General features: G+C 60.9%; 21 protein-coding genes. 7 read left to right on the top strand and 14 right to left on the bottom strand.

Going from position 1 to position 24,400, the window contains the following annotated elements; genetic code table 11:
• Nucleotides 1-137: 137 nt before the first annotated feature.
• The gene (locus C1X29_RS24395) at nt 138-1,298 is read left to right on the top strand and encodes an AAA family ATPase (RefSeq protein ID WP_102718553.1); all 1,161 of its coding nucleotides are present in this window, start codon (nt 138-140) and stop codon (nt 1,296-1,298) included.
• Nucleotides 1,299-1,528: 230 nt separating this feature from the next.
• Here C1X29_RS24395 and C1X29_RS24390 read toward each other — a convergent pair whose 3' ends face one another.
• The 12 genes from C1X29_RS24390 to C1X29_RS24335 all read right to left on the bottom strand — a co-directional run bounded on the left by C1X29_RS24390 (nt 1,529) and on the right by C1X29_RS24335 (nt 13,762).
• The gene (locus tag C1X29_RS24390) at nt 1,529-2,407 is read right to left on the bottom strand and encodes a transporter substrate-binding domain-containing protein (RefSeq protein ID WP_102718552.1); all 879 of its coding nucleotides are present in this window, start codon (nt 2,405-2,407) and stop codon (nt 1,529-1,531) included.
• The gene (locus tag C1X29_RS24385) at nt 2,404-3,201 is read right to left on the bottom strand and encodes an amino acid ABC transporter ATP-binding protein (protein ID WP_102718551.1); all 798 of its coding nucleotides are present in this window, start codon (nt 3,199-3,201) and stop codon (nt 2,404-2,406) included. The genes C1X29_RS24390 and C1X29_RS24385 overlap by 4 nt, the downstream gene beginning before the upstream one ends.
• Nucleotides 3,189-3,857 (bottom strand): amino acid ABC transporter permease, encoded by a 669-nt coding sequence (locus C1X29_RS24380; protein WP_102718550.1) that lies wholly within the window; start codon nt 3,855-3,857, stop codon nt 3,189-3,191. Before C1X29_RS24380 ends, C1X29_RS24385 begins: the two co-directional genes overlap by 13 nt.
• Nucleotides 3,838-4,503 carry an amino acid ABC transporter permease gene (locus C1X29_RS24375; RefSeq protein WP_102718549.1) on the bottom strand — a complete coding sequence of 222 codons (666 nt, stop codon included), beginning with the start codon at nt 4,501-4,503 and terminating at the stop codon, nt 3,838-3,840. Before C1X29_RS24375 ends, C1X29_RS24380 begins: the two co-directional genes overlap by 20 nt.
• A 462-nt stretch (nt 4,504-4,965) precedes the next feature.
• Nucleotides 4,966-5,763, bottom strand: a complete 798-nt coding sequence (locus C1X29_RS24370) for a MetQ/NlpA family ABC transporter substrate-binding protein (protein WP_011331930.1) — start codon at nt 5,761-5,763, stop codon at nt 4,966-4,968.
• A 164-nt stretch (nt 5,764-5,927) separates the two neighbouring features.
• Nucleotides 5,928-6,860, bottom strand: a complete 933-nt coding sequence (locus C1X29_RS24365; protein ID WP_064592681.1) for a sigma 54-interacting transcriptional regulator — start codon at nt 6,858-6,860, stop codon at nt 5,928-5,930.
• Between the two features lie 56 nt (nt 6,861-6,916).
• Nucleotides 6,917-7,498: an alpha/beta hydrolase gene (locus tag C1X29_RS24360; RefSeq protein ID WP_102718548.1), complete on the bottom strand. Its 582-nt coding sequence runs from the start codon at nt 7,496-7,498 to the stop codon at nt 6,917-6,919.
• Nucleotides 7,499-7,667: 169 nt separating this feature from the next.
• Nucleotides 7,668-8,069, bottom strand: a complete 402-nt coding sequence (locus C1X29_RS24355; RefSeq protein WP_003220570.1) for a biopolymer transporter ExbD — start codon at nt 8,067-8,069, stop codon at nt 7,668-7,670.
• A gap of 1 nt (nt 8,070) precedes the next feature.
• Entirely contained in the window at nt 8,071-8,796 is a 726-nt protein-coding gene (locus tag C1X29_RS24350) for a MotA/TolQ/ExbB proton channel family protein (RefSeq protein ID WP_007952775.1), read from the bottom strand.
• Nucleotides 8,797-8,841: 45 nt separating this feature from the next.
• Complete coding sequence (locus C1X29_RS24345) at nt 8,842-9,654, bottom strand: energy transducer TonB (protein WP_102718547.1); 813 nt, start codon at nt 9,652-9,654, stop codon at nt 8,842-8,844.
• 380 nt (nt 9,655-10,034) lie between these two features.
• A complete protein-coding gene (locus C1X29_RS24340) occupies nt 10,035-11,378 on the bottom strand; it encodes an aryl-sulfate sulfotransferase (protein ID WP_102718546.1) in 1,344 nt (447 codons plus the stop codon).
• A 23-nt stretch (nt 11,379-11,401) separates the two neighbouring features.
• Nucleotides 11,402-13,762, bottom strand: a complete 2,361-nt coding sequence (locus tag C1X29_RS24335) for a TonB-dependent receptor (RefSeq protein WP_102718545.1) — start codon at nt 13,760-13,762, stop codon at nt 11,402-11,404.
• A gap of 165 nt (nt 13,763-13,927) precedes the next feature.
• On the opposite strand from C1X29_RS24335, the gene C1X29_RS24330 reads away from it, so the two are divergent.
• Nucleotides 13,928-14,872 (top strand): LysR family transcriptional regulator, encoded by a 945-nt coding sequence (locus C1X29_RS24330; RefSeq protein WP_039764502.1) that lies wholly within the window; start codon nt 13,928-13,930, stop codon nt 14,870-14,872.
• A 101-nt stretch (nt 14,873-14,973) separates the two neighbouring features.
• On the top strand, nt 14,974-16,584 hold the full coding sequence (locus C1X29_RS24325) for an alkaline phosphatase family protein (RefSeq protein WP_102718544.1): 1,611 nt from the start codon (nt 14,974-14,976) through the stop codon (nt 16,582-16,584).
• 222 nt (nt 16,585-16,806) lie between these two features.
• Here C1X29_RS24325 and C1X29_RS24320 read toward each other — a convergent pair whose 3' ends face one another.
• Entirely contained in the window at nt 16,807-17,715 is a 909-nt protein-coding gene (locus C1X29_RS24320) for a TauD/TfdA family dioxygenase (protein WP_102718543.1), read from the bottom strand.
• 180 nt (nt 17,716-17,895) lie between these two features.
• Here C1X29_RS24320 and C1X29_RS24315 point away from each other — a divergent pair, with 180 nt between their 5' ends.
• Entirely contained in the window at nt 17,896-18,816 is a 921-nt protein-coding gene (locus C1X29_RS24315) for a LysR family transcriptional regulator (protein WP_041475105.1), read from the top strand.
• A gap of 39 nt (nt 18,817-18,855) precedes the next feature.
• Here the strand turns inward: C1X29_RS24315 and C1X29_RS24310 are convergent, their stop codons facing one another.
• Nucleotides 18,856-19,869 (bottom strand): ABC transporter substrate-binding protein, encoded by a 1,014-nt coding sequence (locus C1X29_RS24310; RefSeq protein ID WP_102718542.1) that lies wholly within the window; start codon nt 19,867-19,869, stop codon nt 18,856-18,858.
• Nucleotides 19,870-20,173: 304 nt separating this feature from the next.
• Here C1X29_RS24310 and C1X29_RS24305 point away from each other — a divergent pair, with 304 nt between their 5' ends.
• The 3 genes from C1X29_RS24305 to C1X29_RS24295 are packed head-to-tail and all read left to right on the top strand — an operon-like array spanning nt 20,174 to nt 24,209.
• A complete protein-coding gene (locus C1X29_RS24305; protein WP_102718541.1) occupies nt 20,174-21,772 on the top strand; it encodes an ABC transporter permease in 1,599 nt (532 codons plus the stop codon).
• A complete protein-coding gene (locus C1X29_RS24300) occupies nt 21,769-22,584 on the top strand; it encodes an ABC transporter ATP-binding protein (protein WP_102718540.1) in 816 nt (271 codons plus the stop codon). The genes C1X29_RS24305 and C1X29_RS24300 overlap by 4 nt, the downstream gene beginning before the upstream one ends.
• Nucleotides 22,585-22,598: 14 nt before the next feature.
• On the top strand, nt 22,599-24,209 hold the full coding sequence (locus C1X29_RS24295; RefSeq protein ID WP_102718539.1) for an arylsulfatase: 1,611 nt from the start codon (nt 22,599-22,601) through the stop codon (nt 24,207-24,209).
• Nucleotides 24,210-24,400: the final 191 nt, after the last annotated feature.

Here is a 24,400-nt window from a genome sequence, read left to right as displayed (position 1 = left end):
CCTTCCTGTGTACGAACGTGCAAGTGACGATACGACTGTGAGCTTAGAACAGGGTTCAACCTTCGTCCGGGCGATATATGCATTTCTGTGCAGCGAGTATCCTGATCCGGATTTCGGGGCACCCAAGAAGGATTTTCATGCTCAAGACCCTCGCGGTGGCCAATTACCGCTCGATCAATAAATTGGTGATTCCGCTGGGCCGTCTGAACCTGATCACCGGCCCCAACGGCAGCGGCAAGTCCAACCTTTATCGGGCGCTGCGGCTGCTGGCGGAAACCGCTCAGGGCGGCGTGGTCAATGCGCTGGCCCGTGAGGGTGGTCTCGACTCGACCTTCTGGGCCGGACCGGAAACCATCAGCCGGCGCATGCGCAACGGCGAGGTGCCGATCCAGTCCACCGTGCGCCAGGGTGTGAAACGCCTGCGTCTGGGCTTTGCCGGGGAAGATTTCAGCTATTCGATCGCCCTGGGTTTGCCGGAGCCAAGCCTCTCGTTTTTTTCCCTCGACCCGGAAATCAAAAAGGAATGCATCTGGGCCGGGCCGCTCTATCGTCCGGCCAGTCTGCTGGCGGATCGCGACGGGCCGATGATCCGTACCCGTGAAGGTCGTGGCTGGGATGTTCTGGCGCAATACACGCCGAACTTCGACAGCCTGTTCGATCAGGTCGGCAGCCTGCGTACCTCGCCGGAAGTTTTCCAGATGCGTGAGTTCATCCGCCGCTGGCGCTTCTACGACCACTTTCGCAGCGACGCCGACGCCCCGGTGCGCCAGCCGCAACTGGGCACGCGCACGCCGGTGCTACATCACGACGGGCGCGATCTGGCGGCGGCGTTGCAGACCATCCGCGAGATCGGCGATCCCGAGGCGCTGCAGGCGGCGATCAGCGATGCGTTTCCCGGTGCACGGCTGAACATTGCGCCGCTGGCAGGCGGACGCTTCGCTATCGAGTTCTTTCAGGAAGGATTGCTGCGGCCGTTGTCGGCGGCGGAACTGTCGGATGGCACGTTGCGCTATCTGCTGCTGGTCGCCGCGCTCCTGACGCCACGCCCGCCGTCGCTGATGGTGCTGAACGAACCGGAAACCAGCCTGCATCCGGATCTGCTGCCGGCGCTGGCGCGCTTGATTATCCGGGTGTCGGAGCAGTGTCAGGTGTGGGTGGTGTCCCATGCCCGGCGATTGATTTCGGCGTTGCAGGAAGACCCGGAATGCAATTGCATCGTGCTGGAAAAAACCCTCGGCCAGACGGGGATCGTCGGGCAGAGGGTTCTGGATGAGCCGGCGTGGAATTGGCCTGATTAGGTGTGTCAGTTGGAGAGCCCCTCACCCTAACCCTCTCCCGGAGGGAGAGGGAACCGATTGGGGAAAGCTCAAGAGTTACGCCGACCTGAAAGTGCTTCTGTGAATCCATAATCGACTCGGTGTCTCAGGTCGATGTAACTCTCAAAACACCTCGGTCGGCTCCCTCTCCCTCCGGGAGAGGGCTGGGGTGAGGGGTTGCTCTGCATCCTCACCGCCGACCTGTCAGGCAATCAGCCCTGCCACTTCCCACCCTCAACAATCACGCTCTCGGGCTTGGTGTCATCACTCAGCTCTTTACGCACATATTGGTCATACAGCTTGAGCAGATATTTCTCTTCCCCCAGCTTGGCCAATTCCGCGTTCACCCAATCGCGCAATTCGATATTGCCCTTCTTCACCGCCGGGGCAATCGGCGCTTCGGCGCCAAGTTTTTCGTCCAGCACGCGGTAGCCCGGGTTCTGCTTGGCCCAGCTGAACAGCACCAGATTGTCCTGCGCGTAGGCATCGCCACGGCCGTTGGCCAGGGCTTGCAGGGACTCGGAGTTTTTCTCGAACTTCAGCAGTTTCCAGTCCGGGTGGTTCTTGGTCAGCCAGATATCGGCGGTGGTGCCGGTGGTGACGATGGTGGTGCGGGTCGCCAGATCATCCAGCTTTTTCACCTCGCTGCCTTGGGGCACCAGCGCCTGCACCGCAACCTTGAGGTTCGGGTTGGTGAATTCCACCGCTTCCTTGCGCTCCGGGGTCACGGTCATGTTGGCGAGGATCAGGTCGACCTTGTCGCTTTGCAGGAACGGAATGCGGCTCGCCGGTTCCACGGCCACGAACTCGACCTTGTTTTCGTCGCCCAGCAGATCCTTGGCGAATTGACGGCCGATGTCGGTATCGAAGCCGACGTAGCGCCCCGCTTCGTTGACGAAACCGAACGGCGGTTTGTCGGTGAACACGCCGACGATCAGTTTGTCGCGGGCCTTGATCTTGTCCAAGTAACCGGCCGGCGCGGTGCTTTCGCTGGCGACTTTCGGCTTGGCCGGTTCTTCGGTCTTGTTGCAGCCGGCCAGCAGCACGAGGCTGATCAGCGGTAAAGCAAATAGGGCTTTGGCAGTTTTCATGGCAGTTCCAGTTCCTTGGGTTGAGTCGTTGTGGGCGAAGTCGTTGAAGTCAACGCTTCGACGTAGGAGAACTTCTCCAGGAACTGCTGCGCGCGTGCGGTTTGCGGGTTCGTAAAGAAAAGCTCGGGCGGGTTCTGCTCAAGGATGCGCCCGCCATCCATGAACACGATGCGATCGGCCACCGCGCGGGCGAAGGCCATTTCGTGGGTGACGATCAACAGGGTCATGCCTTCGCGGGCCAGGCCCTGAATCACTTCCAGCACTTCCTTGACCATCTCCGGATCAAGGGCGGCAGTGACTTCGTCGAAGAGCATGACCCGCGGGTTCATGCACAACGAACGGACGATGGCGATGCGTTGCTGCTGGCCGCCGGAGAGCTGGCGCGGGAAGGAGTCGCGCTTGTCCGCCAGGCCGACGCGCGCGAGCAACGCTTCGGCTTGTTGCTGTGCTTCGCGGCGTTCGCGCTTCTGCACTTTCAACGGGCCGAGCAGCAAATTGTCGAGCACGCTCATGTGCGGAAACAGGTGATAACTCTGGAACACCATGCCAATCTGCTGACGCACTTCGCGCCAGTCGGTGGCCTTGTCCAGCAATTCACGGCCGGCGAATTTCAGGTGGCCGCTGTGGGCGGTTTCCAGACCGTTGAGGCAGCGCAGCAAGGTGCTTTTGCCGCAGCCGCTGGGGCCGAGGATGACGATGACTTCGCCGGATTTCACTTGCAGGTCGATGCCCTTGAGCACCTGCTGTTCGCCGAAGAATTTGTTGAAACCCTGAAACTCGATCAATGCGCCCATGCTTGCGTCCAGCGCCGCTCCAGCACGCGCGAGGCGGCCGACAGCGGGTAGCAGATAAAAAAGAAAAACAGAAACAGCGCGCCGTAGATCAGCACCGATTCGTAGGTGCGCTCGATGATCTGCTGACCGACCTTGATCACATCCACCACGCCAATCAGCACCGCCAGCGAACTGGTCTTGATGATCCGCGTGTAGACGTTGATGGTCGGAGGTGTCATGCGTTTCAGCGCCTGGGGCAGCAGCACGTAACCGTAGAGTTGCGCCGCGTTCAGACCGATCGACAGCCCCGCCTCACGCTGCCCGCGCGGCAACGAATGCAACGCACCGCGCGCCACTTCGCCAACCTCGCTGGCGCCCCACAGCGACAGCACCAACACCGCACACCAGAAGCTCGGCAGGCTCAGGCCGAAGAAAATTGGCAGGCCGAAAAACAGCAGGTACAACCAGACCAGCACCGGGATCGCCCGGAACAGCTCCAGATAGATCCGCAGCAGCGCGTTCAGCCACGTCACGTTGAGCGTGCGCAGCACGCCGTAGAGCACGCCGCCGACGGTGCTGATGGCGATACTGAGGAACGAGATCGACAGGGTTTGCCCGGCGCCTTTGGCCAGTTGCGGCAACGACACCCAGAGCAGTTCAAGACCCGAACTGGCCATGCTGGAGCCTCCTTTCCAGACGGCTCAACAGCAGCGACAGCGGCAGGAACAGCAGCACGCAGATCAGCGTCAGCACGGCGAGCATTTCGTAGGTTTTGTAGTAGAGCGCGATGTAGCTTTTGGTGGTGTAGAGAATTTCCGGCACCGCCACTGCCGAGACCACGGTGGTCTCCTTGAGCAGGAAAATGAAATTGGCGAACAGCGACGGCAGGCTGAGGATCCCCGCTTGCGGCAGGATCACGTAGCGCAGCAACTGACCGTGGGACAGGCCGATTGAGCGGCCCGATTCAAGCTGCGTCTGGGGCACCGCATCGACGCCGGCGCGCAGCACTTCGGTGAGGTAGGCCCCGCCGAGAAACGTCATGGTGATGATCGCGGCGCTGAATCCGGAAACCTTGATCCCAAGGGCCGGCAGCGCGAAGTAGACGAAGAACAACTGAATCAGCAGCGGCGTGTTGCGCGCCAGTTCCACATACAGCCCGACCAGTTTTTGCAGGTAAGGCGTGCGGAACACCAGAATCGTTGCATTGAGCAACGCCACCAGCAGCGAGGTGCCAATGGCGATCAAACCGACCTGCAGCGTCACGCCCACGGCTTTGAGAAACGCCGGCAGGGTGCTGAGGATAAATGCGTAATCGAAGGTCATGAAACATCCTGACGCCGCTCGGTAAGCGACGGTGGTGCAGTCCATGGACAGCGGGTAACTGTCCGGCAGGCACCGACTTTAAAGGTATAAGAAAAAGAATTTAAATACCGTTAAAGCATATTGATATCACGCAAAAAACTATCCTGCGGGTTTGCCCCGACAGAATAAGAAGGCTATTTTTCCTTTCGCTGTAGGACGGATCTTTTTTTCGTAAAAGCCCTCCAAGGACGAACAGCTTTTGGCCAGACTCCCCCGGCCAACCCCATAACAAGGAAGAGAACATGGACGTAAAAGTGCCGCAGCGACCGGACCCGCAGGATTTCGTGAAATGGCTGGTGGCTTTGCGCAGGGCGCTGAAAACCAGCGCTGCCTGAGTTATCCACACGCAAAAAAAACGCCGATGACCATCGCTAATCATCGGCGTTTTTTTTCAACCTTGAAGGGGGTTGCTGTTGCGTCGGATCAGAACGCCGGCAGTACCGCGCCGTTGTACTTCTTCTCGATGAACGCTTTGACTTCAGGGCTGGTCAGGGCAGCGGCCAGTTTCTTGATGGCGTCGCTGTTCTTGTTGTCTTCACGGGCAACCAGGAAGTTCACGTAAGGCGAATCAGCACCTTCGATCACCAGGGCGTCCTTGGTCGGGTTCAGCTTGGCTTCCAGTGCATAGTTGGTGTTGATCATGTCCAGATCGACTTCTTTCAGAACGCGCGGCAGCAGGGCCGACTCCAGTTCCTTGAACTTGAAGTTGTGCGGGTTCTTGGCGATGTCTTTTGGAGTCGCCAGGGCGTTCTTCGGATCTTTCAGCTCGATCAGGCCAGCCTTCTGCAGCAGGATCAGAGCGCGACCGCTGTTGCTGCCTTCGTTCGGAATGGCGATGGTGGCGCCGTCCGGCAGTTCAGCCAGGGTCTTGTACTTGCTCGAGTAGCCACCGAACGGTTCAACGTGAACGCCTTGCACGGTCACCAGGTACTTGGCCTTGTCGTCCTTGTATTTGCCGGCGTTGAAGCTGTCCAGGTAAGGCTTGGTCTGGAAGTAGTTGGCGTCCAGACGCTTCTCGCCCACCTGTACGTTCGGCTGTACGTAGTCGGTGAAGACCTTGATTTCCAGATCCACGCCTTCTTTGGCGAGGGTCGGCTTGATCAGTTCGAGGATCTCGGCGTGCGGTACCGGCGTCGCAGCAACCACCAGTTTCTCGCCGGCCTGGGCCAGGGAAGCAGTCAGAGCAGCCGCCAATGCGGTAAACAACAGAACCTTTTTCATGCAGTGTCCTTATCGAAAATCGGTCGTCATCGACGACGGCATTAATACGTGTGCCAGCGATGTGCTACTGCTGGCGTGAAGCGGACAATACCGGGATTTTTTATTCCCGGACAATAACGTTTATTCAGCTTCATATTCCATTTTGTTCATGTTGAACAAAATGGTTACAACGCCTCGCTCAGGCTCAACAGCAATTCTTTCAATGCCTTACGTTCGTCGGCAGTGCCGTTGAGGCTGACGCTCGCCACCTGACGCTCGATCTGAACCAGCGGCCCAGACACCTCGGGCAGGTTCAGGTGCTCCGGCAGGATTTCGTCGCCGGTGCTCACCAGCAGCGCAAAATGAATGACGTTTTCCAGCTCCCGGGTGTTGCCCGGCCAGCTGTGTTGCTCCAGCACCTGTTGCGCCGCCTCGCTGATCAGCGGCACCGGCAGGTCCAGGCGCTGGCTGTAAATGCCGAGGAAGTACTCGGCCAACGACAGAATGTCGCCGACCCGCGCGCGCAACGCTGGCAGTTCCAGATGGCCTTCGCTGAGATAGTGATAAAGCCGCTCGTGGAATTTCCCTGCCGCCACCGCTTGCGCCAGATCGATGCTGGTCGCCGCTACCAGGCGCACGTCCACCGGGCTCGGTTGATGCGCACCGACGCGGGTGACTTCGTGGTTTTCCAGGGCGGAAAGCAACTTGATCTGGATCGGCAGCGGCAGGTCGCCGATCTCGTCCAGGTACAAGGTGCCGCCGTTGGCCGAGCCGAACCAGCCGGCGCGACTGCTGGCCGAGCCGCTGTAGCTGCCGGCGGCGTAGCCGAACAATTCGGCATCGGCGTAGGTCGGGCTGATGGCGCCGCAATTGACCGAGACAAAAAGCCCGCTGCGATCACTGGCGCGGTGGATGTGGCGGGCGAGCAATTCCTTGCCGGTGCCGGTCTCGCCGCGAATCAACACCGAGATCGAGCGTGGTGCGAGCTGCGCCATTTCCTCGCGCAACTGGCGCGAGCGTGGATCGACAAACACCAGCGCCTTGGCGCGAATGCTCAGGGGACTTTTTTCCGCATCGGGAAAGGTCAGCAACGGCTGGCCGAAGGTTTCAAAACTCATGGCAGACTCCCGCCCCAAATCGCCGGGAGACGGGGGCGTTGAAAAAACAAAAGTGGTCAGGCACGGCGCCGGGCGTGGTGTTCCATGCGGTTTTGCAGGCGATACAGATAAGCGAATCCCTGCTCCCAGCGTTGATGCCCGGACTTCACGTTGATATGGCCGGCACCTGCGAGAATTCCCGCCTCGGCGCCCCAGTTGCGCGCCAGTTCCAGCGCACGCGGCGCACTGACGGCGGCGTCGTTGTCGGAGCTGACGACCTGGCTCGGGAACGGCAGCAGATCGGTCGGGATCGGTGCGAAATTGCGCAGTGCCGGCACGCACGCCGGACGCTCGACATCCGCCGGCGCCACCAGCAGCGCCCCGCGCACCTGACGCAAATGATGCAGTGGCACAGTAGCAGCCCAGTGCGCCACGGTGATGCAGCCCAGGCTGTGAGCAATGAGAATCACCGGCGAGCTGTCGGCGGCAATCGCCTCGGCCAGCGCCGCGACCCAGTCTTCACGACGCGGCGTCAGCCAGTCGGCCTGCTCCACCCGCGCGCTGTTGGGCAGGCTGTTCTGCCAGTGGGTTTGCCAATGATCTTCTGGCGATCCTTGCCAGCCCGGCACAATCAGATAACGGATTGATTCGTTGCGCATGGGGGAGCTCTCCTGCGTCGTGTCTGTTCCTGAACGAGTATAGGGACGGGATATATATTCGTTAAGGAATAAGAAGCTATTTATTAAGACCTGAAAAGCATATTAAGCATTGGGCAAAAAAAGGGGCCGCACCCTGCCAAGGAGACGGCCCCGGAAAAACGTGAAACCCTTATCGTGCAGTGATCACCGACAGCTTGGTGATGCCCGCCCGCTCAATCGAAGCCATGGCTCGCGCCACTTCGCCGTAATTCACCCCGTCGTCGGCCTGCAATTGCACGCGCACTTCCGGGTCCTTGGCCTTGGCCGACTTGAGGTTGAACTCCAGCAGGTCCGGCTGGATTTCGTCCTTGTTGATAAACAGTTTTCCAGCACCGTCGATGCTCACCACCAACGGGTCTTTCTGCTCGACCGGCGCCACCGCTTCGGTTTTCGGCAGGTTGATCGGTATCGCGTTGGTCAAAAGCGGCGCGGTGACGATGAACACCACCAGCAGCACCAGCATCACGTCCACCAGCGGCGTCACGTTGATCTCGCTCAGCACCTCGTCGCTGTCTTGCGTGGAGAAGGCCATATCAGGACGCCTCCTTCACTTTTGTTGCGTTGCCCTGGGCCGCAGCCTTGTGCGCGGTCGGGTGGATCAGTACGCGGAACGAGCTCTTTTGCGCCAGGCTGTAGAAGTCGTGGGCAAAGTCGTCCAGGTCCGCCGCCGTCAGTTTCAGACGACGCAAAAAGTAGTTGTAAACCAGCACCGCCGGCACCGCGACCGCGATCCCCACCCCGGTGGCGACCAGCGCTGCACCGATGGGCCCTGCGACCGTTTCCAGGCTCGCCGAACCTGCCGCGCTGATGCCTTTCAACGCTTCCATGATTCCCCACACCGTGCCGAACAGACCAATGAACGGCGAGGTGCTGCCAATACTCGCGACCACCGCCAGACCGGTTTCCAGCGAACGGCGCTCGCGGACGATCTGCTGGCGCAAGGCACGTTCGAGGCGATCCTGATGATTGATCGCCTGGCTCAGGTCATTGGCCTGCGGCGCCTCGCCCACTTGTATCGCCGCATAACCGGCCTGTGCCACCCGCGCTGCCGCGCCGGGCTGGGTTTCGCTCAACTCGGCGGCGGAGTCCAGACTCGACGCCGCCCAGAAGCGTTTGTGAAATTTTCGGTCCTGCGCCTTCAACCGGCCGAACTGCAAAGCCTTGAGCAATGCCAGGCCCCAAGTGGCGACAGAGAAGACCACCAGCAGCCAGATCACCGCGCTTTCGATGGATTCCAGTGGAGATGCCAGTAACGTCATGATGTGTTCCCTCGTGTAAACGTTTAGCGCGAAATTGGTTTCGGTTTAATGAATCTTGAAATCGATGGGTACGCTGACCCAGCCGTCCTGGGCGACATCACCCTGCTTGGCCGGCACGAAGCTCCAGCGCCTCACGGCGTCCAGCGCCGCGTCGTCGAGCTGTTGCCGGCCACTGCTTTTCTGAATCTGGATCTCGCCCGGTTTGCCGCTGGCCAACACGTGCACCCGCAACAACACCGTGCCTTCCCAACCGCGACGCTGGGCCAGCGACGGATACTCCGGCGCCGGGTTCTTCAGGTACGCGGCGTTGGCCGAGGCCGGCGTCACCGGAGCAGGCGCCGGTGGTGCAGGTGGCGCGGGCGCGGCGACCGGAGTGGCCGGTTGTGGCGGCGCCGGTGGTTGCTCGACCGCTTTTGGCGCTGGTTTCGGTACAGGTTTGGCGACCGGTTTCGGTTTGGGGATCGGCTTCGGTTTCGGTGGTGGCTTGGTTGCCAGTTCGTCCTCCACCGGTGGCGGAGGCTCGACCACCGGTGCCGGTGGCGGCGGTACAACCACAGGTGGTGCCGGTGGCGCCGGGCGCGAAAATTCGATGGTCATCGGCGGAATTTCCGGCGGCACGATCGGCAGCGCCGGTGTCGGATGCTGGTTGATCCAGTAGATCACCGCGCCGTGCACCACCAGCGCCAGAACGCCGAGCAGAATCGTTTCGCGGCGGCTCAGAATGCCCTTGGGCGCGCGCTGCAAACGCAGCTGCCCCAACGGCACGCGATGGGGCCGGCCGAGATCGACCAACTCGCCACTCGGCGCTTGGCGCCACAGCACCTCCTGTGCACTGGCGGCGGTCTGGACATTGCCCATTGATTTACTCCCTGCGGTCTCTTTGCGTTTTTTCGCTTAGCCGATTCGCCGCTTGTTGAATCCCCCACGGCGTGATCGATGGGTCAATCATTGGGCCAGCGGCTTATCTCCGAAAGTAATCTTTCATGTTATGAATAGACGCTTTCGGAATATGTGAAACGGTCATTTCCGCCATAGCCACGGCCTGCAAGGCTTCCAGCGATTCGTCAGAATCGACATGCTTTCCCGGCATAAAAAGTATTCATCCAAGGCATCGGATCTTGGAAATAACCAAACAAAAAAGGCCGATGCATGTTTAATGCATCGGCCTTCGATGACTGAATTTCTTATTGCTTCACAAGCTCAACAGTCCTGGTTTCGACGGTGAACAATCTTGATAACTAACGACTGGCATTGGTCTGTTGCACGCCGATGGCCGGCGCAATCACTGCTGTCTCCGAACGCGGCGTGCCCGCCGGCACCCAGTCATAACTTACAGGAAGGGCTCGATAGACCCAGTTGCTGATCGCGTCACTGCCCGGTGCCTTGCCCAGATAAGGGCTGACGTATTCCCAGACGTTTTCACCACTGGCGGTCACCTGGAAAAACCGCCCGTTCATGCCTTCGTCGATCAGCGTGTTGCTGTTGGGCAAGCGCCTCGCGCTGCTGATGAACGAGCTGTAGAACGCCCACCCCGGCTGCTTCGAATTCGCCGCGCTGTACTGCCAGACGATTTCATTTTTCACCGGGTCGATCTCCAGCACCCGCGAACCGGAAATCAGCCCCAGCGTGACGTTCGGGTAACCCGCCGAACCCTGGTTGTCGAACACCAGCAGATTGCCCGCGCCGGGCAGTCCGGCCGGGATGATGTGCGCGTCATGCTGGCCGACGAACTGGTCTACCGGGCGCGGGATTTTCTGCGCGGTTTTCGGACTGGCCAGCGGCAAATTCGGCCCCAGGCGCCAGACCACCTTGCCGCTGTGTTTGTCGATGATCGCGATGAAGTTGGCGTTGCGCGAATCGATCAGCAGGTTGTCCGGGTTGAAGCGCTTGTCGCCGGCATCGAACCACTTGTTCGGCCCGACCAGGCTGAGGTTGTTGATGTGCAGATAATCCGGATTTTCACTGGCGCGAACCAGCTTCAACTGCTCGGTGGTGAAGCCGAATTCGTTCAAGTGATCCGACGCCAGCCACTGCCATTTCACCTCGCCGGCGGGGCTGACTTCATAGATCGCATCGTCAATCACCTCGGGCACTTTGAAGCCTTTGACCTTGTGCACCTTGTTCGCCAGCACCACGGTGTTGCCGTTGCTCAGGCGACGCTGATCGTGATGCTGTTGCGCCGCCCCACCGGGGGCCTTGTCGCCCCATTGCCAGACGACTTTGCCATTCCAGTCCAGCTCGCCGACGCTCTGATTGCCGAGGCCGTTGCCGGCGGAACCGAGCTTGCCCGGATCCTTTTCGCTCAGTTGCAGCAACACATGGCCGCGCTCGCCACCGACCAGTTGCGGGTCGATGATCGCCGACGGGAAACCGGCCTGAGGCCAGTTCTTGACCTCGTTGCCGTTCATGTCGATCAGGTGCGTCTGCTTGTCGGCACCGCTGAAGATCACATACTGATTGAAGGCCTTGGCCGGGTCGTAACGGGTGACGCCGGTGGGGTAGACGCTGGGCGCGGCGAGCGCCCCGGCACTGAGCACTGCGCCGGACAACAACACCGGTAAAGCGGTTTTGATGCGCAACATGATGCAGCTCCTTGAAGGATCGATCAGAAGTCGTAGCGACCAGTGACACCGAGGGTGCGCGGCGTGCCGAGCAGGCCTTCATAGCCGCCGTTGCCGCCGGTCCACAGGGTTGTGTAGTAGGTTTTGTCGAAGGCGTTTTTCAGCCACAGCGAGACATCCCACTGACCCTGATTGAAATCGCCGCGCAGGCCGGTGGAGAGATTGACCACCGCGTAACTCGGGATCTGGCCGTAGTCGGAATCTTCGACCGTGCCCACCGCTTTGGAGCGGAACGCGTAGCTGCCGGTGACGTAAGGTTGCAGGCCGTTATTCAGATTCCATTCGTACTTGCCGTTGGCGTTGCCGATCCACTTCGAGGCGCCGACCACCTGATGGCCGCTGAGGTCGCAAGAGGCCGGAGCACCCGGTGCCTGGCTGACTTCCGGCGGGCACGGCGCGTCCTTGTACGAGAGGTAACTGACGTCGTTGTACGAGCCGTTGAAGTTCAGCGTCAGGCCGCGCAACGGGATCACGGTGCTCTCGAACTCCACGCCGCGCGAGCGCACCGAACCGGCGTTGGTCAGGTATTGCACACGGTTGACGTCGTCGTAGGCGTTGGTCTGGTAAGCGTTGACCTGAGTCCAGAACACGTTGGCGTTGAGCTGCAAACGGCGATCCCAGAGCGTGCTCTTGAAACCGAGTTCGGCGTTGTTGGCGCGCTCGGTACCGATAAGCAGCGAGTCGGCACCAGCGGTCGGGGCCGAGCCGACCACAAGGTTGACCCCACCGGATTTTTCACCATGAGACAACGTGGCGTAGCCGAGCAGATCATCGGTGAAGCGATAGCTGAGGTTGAGCAATCCGGACGGGCTGGAGCTGTACTGGTTCAGGTCGCCGGAATCGTAGGCACCGGTCCGGCCGCGTCGCGCAGTGGCTGCGGCCCCCGTGACAGCGGCGCCACCGACCGGCGCATCACGATTGACCCAGGCGTTCTTCTCTTCATAAGTGCCACGCACCCCGGCGGTGAAATCCAGTCGCGGGGTCAGGTGCCAGGTGCCTTGGGCGAACAACGCGAAGCTGTCGGTCTTGATATGGCCACGGCCGACACTGTTGACGTTGGCCAGCGCGCCCCGTGGCGTGCCGTTCCAGATGTCTGCCTGCGGGCCGTAATAGGCGAAGGATTTGTTGTCCAGGTCCGAGCCGAAATAGTAGGCACCGAGGACGTAATCGAAGAACTCGCCCTTGGGCGAGGCGAGACGAAATTCCTGGGAATACTGTTTGTCCTCCACCGACACCCCGGCGTTGTAGGTTGCCGGCACGTTGAGGCCATCATCGTTGCGCGGGGTGAAATTCCAGAAGCGGTAGGAGCTGACCGAGGTCAGGGTGAAGTCGCTCGGCAGGGTCCAGTTGGCCTCCACCGACGTGCCGCCCTGATGCACGGTGACGTGCTGATCATTGTCCAGATTGACCTTGCGGTGCGAGCCGTTGACCAGCGTCGCGCCGGCAGCGGCGGCGCGGGCCGAGTAGAGATTGACGCCATTGATGGTCGGCCCGGTGTTGTACAACACGCGGGTGCCGGCGCTGGAATCCTCTTCGTTGTAATCACCGATCCAGCGCAGGTTGAAATTCTCGTTGGGCTTGAACAGCAGTTGCGCCCGGAAGCCGTCGCGGGAGCCGCCATTCAAATCATGGCCGTTGAATTCGTTCTTGATGTCACCGTCGCTGCGGGTGCGATAGGCAGAGATGCGTCCGGCCAACTGATCGTTGAGCGGCCCGGAAATCGTGCCCTTGGTCTGGAAATAACCGTCCTCGCCGACCGAGGTTTCGATGCTGCGCTCCGGGGTGAAACTCGGCGCGCGGGTGCTGATGTTGATCACGCCGGCGGTGGTGTTCTTGCCGAACAACGTCCCCTGCGGCCCGCGCAGGACTTCGAGCTGCTCGATGTCCATCAGATCGAACACCGCCATCCCCGGACGGCCCAGATAAACGTTGTCGATGTACAGCCCGACGCTGCCTTCCAGACCATCGCTGGCCGGGTTGTTGCCCAGGCCCCGGATCGACACGCTGGACTGGCGCGCATGCATGTAGGCGACGTTGACGCTGGGCACCAGTTGCTGCAGATCCTGAATCCGGTAGACCCTTTGCGTCTCCAGAGTCTGGCCGCTGACCACGCTCATGGGCGTCGGCACGTCCTGAGAACTTTCTTCTCGACGGCGGGTGGTGACGGTCACGGTTTCCAGTTGCGAAGTGGCGGTCGCGGTCTTGCCGGCCGGTGCTGGCACAGGGGTTTCCGTTTCAGCGGCGTAGCCGTGGGTCCAGCTGGCACTCCCCGCCAGCAACAGGGCCAGAGGCAGACGTTTGAGCCGTCGTGGCGGCGGCGGTGAAGCGAGATTCAACGGACTCATGGGGCTGCTCCTGGTCAAAAAACACGCAGACATCTTCCGTGCCGCATATTCTTTTAAGTTATTTATTTATGTTTTTACAAAGATTTACTGCATAAGAGATTGCCTTTATAAGGAGTCGACCCAATGCATATCCAATGCATTTCCCGGATATTTTTTATGTGAAAAATGCATATCGACTTGCGCCAACTCAGACACTTCATCGCCCTCGCCGAACAACGCAGCTTCGTCGCGGGCGCGCAGGCGGTGAACCTGTCGCAGTCGGCATTCAGCCGCAGCATTCAGGCGCTGGAACACAGCGTCGGTTGCCAGTTGGTGGATCGCGGACGCAAGGAATTGCCGCCGACCAAACAGGGCCAGGTGCTGCTTGAACACGCGCGGCGACTGGTCAGCGGTGCGCAGCAGATGGCCAACGAGATCAGCCAGTTCAACGGATTGGAGGCGGGGGAATTGCGCTTCGGTTGTGGCCCGGCGCCAGCGGCGGGATTGATCCCGCGAGCGATCGGCAGCTTCATCGGCCGCTACCCGAAAGCGCGAGTGCATTACCAGGTCGATGACTGGCAGAGCCTGAGCAAACGGCTGCTGAGCGAAGAGTTCGAATTCTTCGTTGCCGACACTCGGCACTTCGAAGCAGATCCGGATTATCTGACCCACCGCTTGCGGCCACGCAAATGGCATTTCTGCTGCCGCGCCGGGCATCCGCTGGCCGCATCGGATCGGGTCACGGCCGAGCAATTGATGAGTTATCCACTGGCCGTCAGCATTCGTCCGCCGAATCTGCGCAAGGTCATCGTCGACCTCAGTGGCCGCCCGGATTTCGTTCCGAATGTGGAATGTGAAAACAGTGCCAGCCTGCTCGGCGTTGTATTGCGCTCCGATGCAATCGGCATCGTTGGCGCCTATTCGGATGCACTGCATCAAGCGCGGGGTGAACTGGTGTGCTTGAAGGTCGAAGGGTTGGCGGATGATCTGGAGGAGCTTTACACCCGTTACGGAATTGTCAGCCGCGCCGGGTATCGGCTGTCGCCGTTGGCCGAGGCGATGATCGAGCAGATCAAGGCGATCGATGCGGTGGATGAGGAGGTGTGTTCACTGGCGAACCTCGCCGTCTGAGCCCATGCGTTTCATGCATGGCAAGCATTCCCCGAATGCACTTGCCGAACACCCTCGCCGAAAGCGAAAAACCTCGCCTGTCTTTCTGACTGGTGAACCCCATGTCCAACCCGCAAAACCCTGTGCGCAACGTTCTGTACATCATGTGCGATCAACTGCGCCGCGATTACCTGTCGTGCTACGGCCACCCGCACCTGCACACCCCAAACATCGATCGCCTGGCCGCTGCCGGCGTGCGCTTCAGCCGCGCCTACACCCAGGGCACGATCTGCGGACCGTCGCGGATGTCGGCTTACACCGGGCGCTATGTCAGCAGCCATCAGGTGGCGTGGAACGCCGTGCCGCTGCCGCTGGAAGAACTGACCATCGGCGATTACCTGCGGCCCCACGGCATTCGTACTGCGCTGGTCGGCAAGACCCACGCCACGGCCAATGTGGACGCCTTGCAGCGGTTGGCGATCAACCCCGAAAGCGCCCAGGCCGAAGTGCTCAATGAAGTCGGCTTCGAGCCGTACTTTCGTCACGACGGCATCTTCCCCGACAACCCGCTGTTCGATGACAAACGCGAATCCGCGCCATACACCCACTACCTGCGCGAGCAGGGTTTCGAAGGGCGTAACCCCTGGCATGACTGGGCCAACGCGGCCGAAGGCGACAACGGCGAAATCCTCAGCGGCTGGAAAATGCGTAATGCCCATTTGCCGGCACGAATTCCCGAGCAACATTCAGAGACTGTCTACACTACAAATCGAGCCATCGACTTCATCGGTGAGCAAGGTGAAAAACCGTGGTTTTTACACCTGTCCTATATCAAACCCCACTGGCCCTACATCGTACCGGCGCCGTACCACACTTTTTACAGTACGAAATCGATTCTCGAACCGGTACGTAATGCCTCTCCAAGCGACCACCCGGTCTATCAGGCCTTTCGCCAGCATGAGGAAAGCCTGAATTTCTCCAAAGATCCGGTACGACTGAACGTGATCCCGACGTACATGGGCCTGGTCAAACAGGTCGATGATCAGTTGGGGCGGCTGTTCGATTTCCTGCAAAGCAACGGCCGCTGGGAGGACACGCTGATCGTGTTCACCAGCGATCACGGCGACTTCCTGGGCGATCACTGGCTGGGCGAGAAGGAGTTTTTGCTGGAGCAGGCGGTGGGCGTGCCATTGATCGTGCGCGATCCGCGTACGGCAGCGGATGTCACGCGGGGCACGGTGGATGAACGCCTGGCGGAAACCATCGACGGCGTGCCGACCTTTCTCGACGCGCTGGGCGTGACGGGCGCCGAGCATCGCCTGGAAGGTCGCTCGCTGATTCCGCTGCTGCACGGTGAAAACCCGGACTGGCGCCGCTATGCGATCAGCGAATACGACTACGCCTTCCAGGCCCCGGCGCGGGAGCGACTGGGCCAGCCGATCGACCGTTGCCGCATGACCATGGTGCGCAGCGAGCGCTGGAAATACCTGGCGTATGACGGCTTCCGGCCGCAGCTTTTCGATCTGTTGAATGATCCGCAGGAGCTGCAGGATCTGGGCGCGGACCAGGCGTATGCGGCGGTGCGCGAGGAGCATGCGGGGTATCTGTTCGAGTGGGTGCGCGGGTTGAAGCGGCGCACGACGATCAGTCATCAGGAGATTGATTTGCGCGGGCAGCGGTTTCGCTATGGGGAGCCCGAGACCGAGAAGCTCGTTCAGATTGGCGTTTGGTAGTGATCGAGCGAAGGCAAGAGCAAGAGCCCCCTCACCCTAACCCTCTCCCGGAGGGAGAGGGGACTGACCGCGGGATATTGGTGATTTGCGCTGACCTGTATGAGCTTTGCTGAATCCATAATCGACTTGATCCTTCAGGTCGATGTATGGCGCCAGACATCTCGGTCAGCTCCCTCTCCCTCCGGGAGAGGGCGGGGGTGAGGGGCTTTTGATCTTCTGCTCTTACTCACGCCCTTTGATGGTCTGGCTACGCTGCCCATTCGCCCCGACCGGCACTTCTCCTTTCAGCGTCACCCGCCGCACCACCCGATCCTGAGTGCCGTAATCATCAATCGCATAATGCTGCGTCGAACGGTTATCCCAGATCGCCACATCACCGGCCTTCCAGCGCCAGCGCACGACGTTCTCCTGGCGGATCACATGACTTTGCAGCAAGCCGAACAGGTGCGCCGAATCGGCCTGGGAATAGCCCTTGATGCGTTTGACGAAATGCCCCAGCAGCAAGCTCTTTTCGCCGCTGATCGGATGCACACGCACCACCGGGTGCTCGGTCTCGTAGACGGTCGAGGTGAAGATCTTGCGATAGCGCTCGAGCTTCTCCGCCGACACGTCCGGCTTCACGGCGGCGTAGTCGTACTCGTTGCTGTGCACGGCCACCAGTTTGTCTGCCAGCTCACGCAATTCAGTCGGCAGTTCGTTGTACGCGGTCGCGGTGTTCGCCCACAGCGTGTCGCCACCGAACGCCGGGGCCACCACCGAGCGCAGGATCGAGGCTTTCGGGTAGGCATCGACGAAGGTCACGTCGGTGTGCCACGAGTTGGCGCGCTGCCCTTCGGCGCCGTCCAGTTCCAGCAGATAACGGGTGCCTTCGCGGGACGGCACGGTCGGGTGCGCCACCGGCTCGCCGAGCAGATGCGCGAAGGCTTCCTGACGTTGATCGTCGAGCTGGGTCTGCTCGCGGAAGAACACGACCTTGTACTGGATCAGCGCCTGTTGAATGGCTTCAACCGTCGCGGCATCCAGCTCACCGGACAAGTGCACGCCACGGATTTCGGCGCCGATACGGCCGGCCACCGGATGAATATCCAGCGCGTGGACAGCGGGTTTTACAGCGAGTGCGGCATTGCTCATGGGTAGACCCTCATCGACTGCTTGCGGTTGGACGGCAGCGAAACAACGCTCTATCTATATTCCATTTACATCTAATAGATATTCACATGCTTCGTTGACGGAATAAGAGCTTGCATTTAAAACCTCAAGCAACCTCGTCGCAAATGCCTTCGAGCTATTTTTAGGATGCCGGAAAAGCATATGGATCTTCGCCAGTTGCGCTACTTCATCGCCCTCAACGAACACCGCAGTTTTGTCCGCGCGGCTGACGCCATGGGCATCACTCAACCGGCGTTCAGCCGCAGCATCCAAGGGCTGGAGCAGGAGTTCGGCTGCGTGCTGGTGGATCGCGGCAACAAGGATCTGCGCCCGACACCCGAAGGCCAAGTGGTGCTGCAACACGCCCTGACCCTGGTGCAGGGCGCGGCGTTGCTCAGCGCCGAAGTGACGCAGATGACCAAGCTCGACGCCGGCGAACTGCATTTCGGTTGCGGCCCGGCGCCAGCGGTGAAACTGGTGCCGGATGCGGTGGCGCAATTCATCAATGCGCACCCGAAAGTGCGCACCTGTTTTCAGGTGGATAACTGGGAAAAACTCAGCCGCGCCCTGAGCCGCGAAGAGATCGAATTCTTCATCGCCGACATCCGCCATTTCGAGTCCGACCCGAACTTCCAGACCCAGCCGCTGACGCCCAAGCGCGGGGTGTTTTTCTGCCGGCCGGGGCATCCGCTGCTGGCCAAGGAAAGCCTGTCGACCAACGACATGTTCGACTACCCGCTGGCGACCACGCTGATCCCGCCAGGCATTCGCAAACTGCTGGCGAATCTCAGCGGACGGATCGACTTTTCGCCTACCATCGAGACCGAGCACTTTCCGGCGCTGGTGAAAGTGGTGCTGCAATCCAACGCGATTGGTGTCGGCACTGAAGAGGCGTTTGTCGAGGACATCGCCCAAGGCTCGCTGGCGCTGCTGCATTGGCGCAATCTGCCGCAGAATCTGGAGAGCATGAATGCGCGGTGCGGGATTGTGAGCCGCACGGGATTCCGGCTGTCACCGGCAGCGCGGGCGATGATCGAGACGTTGGTGGCGGTGGATAAACAGGCGATCAGCGTCGCGGTTTGAGGGTCATTCCCACGCTCTGCGCAGGAATGACCACATGACTCAGAGCTTCGCAGCCGCCAGCTCAGGCGCCACCCACTCGTTCACCTTGAACGGCTTGCGAATCAGCTTCTGCTGCGCCGCCAGATCCACCTTGCCCTGCAGGTTTTCGAGGAACAGCGGATCCAGTGTCGACGGGAACACTTCGCTCAGATTCTGATCCTTCAGATCCTGGGTGAGGATCACTGGCGGATAACTAGCCAGTCCCGACACAAGCTGCACGTAAGCGTCCTTGTTGCTGTCCTGAGTCAACCACTCCACCGCCTGCTGCTGCGCCTTGAGCAGCTTCGCCACGGCTTCCGGATGCCCGTCGACAAATTTGCCGGTGCCCACCAGCACCGACTGCACACTGCCGGCGCCACCGAGATCCCTGGTGTTAAGCGGCAACTCGGCCAGGCCTTTGGCCTGCAATGCAGTCAACCCGGAACTGCCCCACGACGCATCGATCTGCTTCGCCGCCAGCGCCGCAACCGCTGCGTTGAAATCGAGGTTGATCACCTTCACGTCCTTCTCGCTCAGGCCCACGCTGGCCAGCGCCGCATCGAACGACAACTGGGTCGCGGTGCCCCGGAAGATCGCCACGCGCTTGCCTTTGAGATCCTGCAGCGTCTTGATCCCCGAACCAGGCACCACGCCGAGGTATTGCTTCACACCCCGGGCGCTGGCGCTGAGCAGGCGCGTATCCAGACCGTTGGACTTGCCGATGATGGCCGCCAGATCTCCGAGATAGGCCAGATCCACCTGACCGTTGGCGAACGCCTCGTTGATCACAGGTCCGGCGCCCTTGAAGAAGCTCCACTGAATCTTGATGCCCTGATCGGCGAAAGCCTTTTCGAAGATCTGCTGATCGCGCAACACGTCCACGATGCCCCCGCCGCTGTGTTGAGTACCCGCACTCAGATCAGGCACGGCAATCCTGATTTCCTTGAGCTCGTCGGCCTGGGCAGAGAACGCCAGCAGACCCGCCAGTGCCGGCGCGGCAAACAGACTGATGACACGTTTGAAGGGAAGGTTCATGGGTGCGGCTCCTGATCACGGCGGGCATTGAGGAGCCGAAAGTAGGCACATTCCGTATCAACGTTTAAATACTTAAAAAGCACATTTTTATAGCTTTTCAAGCTAAGCCAGCAAAGTCGGGACATGCAGAGCCGTATGCATGGAGAGCATCGAAAATATTCTTCGAATGCATTGGATGCGCGCAGGGCTGGAGGCCTTAAATGGCGCTGCTTATCTCCAAAATGATTATTTTCCAACTCACTTATAACAATTGGTTTTTAGCTAATTCCGCTGACACGATCCAACCCGACAACGGAGGTCACCCATGGCCCGTGAATCCCTGCTCAGCCTGCCACTGGCCGCACCGCCGTTGAAAAGCCGGCGCACCTGGCCAAGCCTGAGCCACCGCGTTTTACCCTGGATATTACCGCTCGGACTGTTCGCCCTGTGGTGGCTGGCGGCGCGCAATCAATGGATGAGCGAACAGATCCTGCCCGCGCCGTCACTGGTGTGGAGCAGCACGATCGAACTGTCCCAGGGCGAGTTGTGGAGTCATTTGTGGATCAGCCTGCAACGGTTGTTCTGGGGACTGCTGGCGGGTGTTAGCGCCGGCGCAGTGCTCGGTGCGGCGCTGGGCTTCAGCCGCCGCCTCGAGCGCCTGATCTTCCCGACATTCGCCGGCCTGGCCCAAGTGCCGACGTTGGCGTGGATTCCGTTGTTCATGGTGTTTTTCGGCATCGGCGAAACGCTGAAACTGGTGGTGCTGGTCAAGGCCATCGTGGTTCCGGTGACCTTGCATACGCTGGTCGGCGTGCGCGATGCGCAACCCAAGCTGCGCGAAGCCGCCGCTGTTTTACGTTTGCCTCCACGACTGTTGATCCGCCGACTGGTGCTGCCCGCCGCCCTCCCGGCGTTCATGGCTGGCGTGCGTCTGGCGCTGGCCGCTGGCTGGACCTCGTTGCTCGCCGTCGAGCTGCTGGCCTCCAGCGAAGGCATCGGTTACCTGATGGTCTGGGCGCGACAGCTGTTCATGCTCGACATCGTCTTCGTGTGCATCGTGGTGATCGGTCTGATCGGCGTGGCGATGGATCGCGGCATCGGTCTGCTGGACAAAAAACTGGTGCACTGGCCGCACCCGGCCACGGCGGAGATTCGTCGCGGCCCGCGCTACGAAGGCTGGCAGCGCGTACAGCCGTGGCTGCTGCCGCTGGCGCTGTTTGCGTTGTGGCAACTGGCGGTCGATCAGCAATGGATCGATGCCAACATTCTGGTCAGCCCGTGGGTGGTGCTTGAGGCGACGAAAAACGGATTGCTCGACGGCACGTTGATCTCGGGCATGGCCCTGAGCCTGGGCCGCACACTCGGCGGCTTGCTGATTGGCGGCGGCCTCGGCCTCGTGCTGGGTTTGTTGCTGGGTCTGTCGCGTACCAGCGAACGCGTACTCGGCCCGACCCTCGCCGCCCTGCGCCAGATCGCGATTTTCGCCTGGGTGCCGCTGCTCACCGCGTGGTTCGGTCTGGGCGAACTGGCGAAATGGGTGTTCGTCGCCCTCGCCGCGTTCTTTCCGTTGTTTGTCGCGACTCAACGCAGCGTCGCCAACCTCTCGCCGCAACTCAATGAAGCCGCGCAGGTGCTGCGCCTGAGCCTCACTCAGCGCCTGCGCCGACTGGTCCTGCCGGGCGCCGCGCCGGGGATTTTCGCCGGTCTGCGCCTGAGCCTGATCTACGCCTGGCTCGGCACCATCGGCGCCGAATATTTCATGCCGTCCAACGGCGGCATCGGCAGCCAGATGATCGGCGCCCAACAACTGCTGCACATGGACCTGATCATGGCCGGGATGCTGCTGGTCGGCCTCACCGGCGCCCTGCTCAACCTCATTGGCGAACGCCTGGAAATCCGCGCCACCCGCTGGAGACACGCATGAACGCACCGATTGTCAGCTTCAACCATGTAGGCAAATCTTTTGACGTCGACGGTTTCGAACTGGAGGCGATTCGCGAATTCAACCTCGACATCGCCGAGGGCGAATTCGTCGCCATCGTCGGTTCCAGCGGCTGTGGCAAATCCACCTTGCTGCGTTTGCTGGTGGGTCTCGACACGCAGTTTCGCGGGCAGATCAGCGTCGATGGCAAAGCCGTCAATGGCATTGGCGGCGAGCGCGGCATCGTGTTTCAGGAGCACCGTTTGTTCCCGTGGCTGACGGTGGCCGACAACATCGGCCTGGGCCTGGTCAACGAGCCGCTGGCTGCCTCCGAAAAGCAGCAACGCGTCAACGATTTCATCGAACTGGTGGGCCTGCGCGACTTCACCCGCGCCTACCCGCATCAACTCTCCGGCGGCATGGCCCAGCGCGTGGCGATTGCTCGCGGGCTGGTGGCAAGCCCACGAATCCTGCTGCTCGACGAACCCTTCGGCGCCCTCGACGCGCTGACCCGCCAGCAGATGCAGGACGAACTGCTGGCGATCCGCGAGCGGGCAAAGATCACCACGATTCTGGTCACCCACGATGTCGAGGAAGCGATTTTCCTCGCCGACCGCGTGGTGGTGATGGAACCGCGCCCCGGCCGGATCAAGCGGGTGGTGGACATCGCCCTGCCCCATCCGCGCCAGCGCAGCAGTTTCGACTTCCATCAGCTGCGCGAAGAACTGCTGCACGAACTGACCAGTGACGACCATTACCAACCGAGCGCACCGGTGCAGATCCGCGATCTGCCGCTGTCGTTCATTGCCTGCTGAACAGGAGCCTGTCGATGCCGCAACGTCCCAACTTTCTGGTGATTCTGGCCGATGACCTCGGTTTCTCCGACATCGGAGCCTTCGGCGGCGAAATCGCCACGCCGAACCTCGATGCCCTGGCCAACAATGGCCTGCGCCTGACCGATTTTCATACCGCACCAACCTGCTCGCCGACCCGCTCGATGCTGCTCACCGGCACCGATCACCACATCGCCGGCATCGGCACCATGGCCGAAACCCTGACCCCGGAGCTGATCGGCAAACCGGGTTACGAAGGCTATCTCAACGACCGTGTCGTGGCGTTGCCGGAGTTGCTGCGCGAGGCCGGTTATCAGACGTTGATGAGCGGCAAATGGCACCTGGGCCTGACCGCCGAACTGGCGCCTCACGCCCGAGGCTTTGAGCGCTCGTTCTCGCTGCTGCCCGGCGCGGCGAATCACTACGGATTCGAACCGACCTACGATGAACACACACCCGGCCTGCTGAAATCCACCCCGGCGCTGTACATCGAGGACGACAGGTTCATCGACGAACTGCCCAAGGATTTCTATTCCTCCGACGCGTTCGGCGACAAGCTGTTGCAGTACCTCAAGGAGCGCGACCAGAGCCGGCCGTTCTTCGCGTACCTGCCGTTTTCCGCACCGCACTGGCCGTTGCAGGCGCCCGCCGACATCGTCGAAAAATATCGCGGCCGCTACGACGCGGGGCCGGAAGTGCTGCGCCTCGAGCGTCTGGAAAAGCTCAAGTCGCTGGGGCTGATCGAGCCGGATGTCGAGCCGCATCCGCTGATCCAGCTGACCACGCAATGGGACGCGCTGAGCGATGAACAAAAACAGATTTCCGCCCGGGCGATGGAGGTCTACGCGGCGATGGTCGAGCGTATGGACTGGAACATCGGGCGCGTCGTCGATTACCTGCGCCAGCAGGGCCAGCTCGACAACACCTTCATCCTGTTCATGTCCGACAACGGTGCCGAAGGCGCGCTGCTGGAAGCCTTCCCGAAATTCGGTCCGGAGCTGGTGACCTACCTGAGCCAGCACTACGACAACAGCCTCGACAACATCGGCCGCGCCAATTCCTACGTCTGGTACGGGCCGAACTGGGCGCAGGTGGCCACCGCGCCGTCGCGCCTGTTCAAGGCGTTCACCACCGAGGGCGGGATTCGCGTTCCGGCACTGTTGCACTATCCGCAACTGCCGCTGAAGGGGCAGATCAGCCATGGTTTCGGCACGGTGATGGACATCACGCCGACCATTCTCGATCTGGCCGGCGTGCGGCATCCCGGCAAGCAGTGGCACGGCAAACCGGTGGCGCCGTTGCGTGGTAAATCGTGGCTGGGCTTCCTGTCCGGCGAGACGGCGCAGGTGCATGACGAACACACGGTCACCGGTTGGGAATTGTTCGGGCGCCGGGCGATTCGGCAGGGTCAGTGGAAGGCGGTGTGGATCCCCGGCCCGGTGGGGCCGGCAACCTGGCAGCTTTACGATCTCGGTAGTGATCCGGGGGAGATTCATGACCTGGCGTCGAGTCAGCCGCAGAAACTTGAAGCGCTGATCGAGCATTGGCAGCGGTATGTGGAGGAGACCGGGGTGATTTTGAGTGAGTCGCCGTTTCAGCCGGATTGAGGTGGCAAGATCAAGAGCTGCCCTCACCCCAGCCCTCTCCCGGAGGGAGAGGGAGCCTACCGAGGTGTCTTTCGCTATACATCGACCTGAAAAAACCAGTCGACTATGGATTCAGAACAGTTCGTTCACGTCGGCGTACTTCCCCAATATCCCCCAATCAGTCCCCTCTCCCCCCGGGAGAGGGTTAGGGT

This window comes from Pseudomonas sp. GW456-12-10-14-LB2 (assembly GCF_002884345.1).
GTDB lineage: Bacteria > Pseudomonadota > Gammaproteobacteria > Pseudomonadales > Pseudomonadaceae > Aquipseudomonas > Aquipseudomonas paraglycinae.
This window is presented reverse-complemented; position numbering and strand designations above follow the sequence as displayed.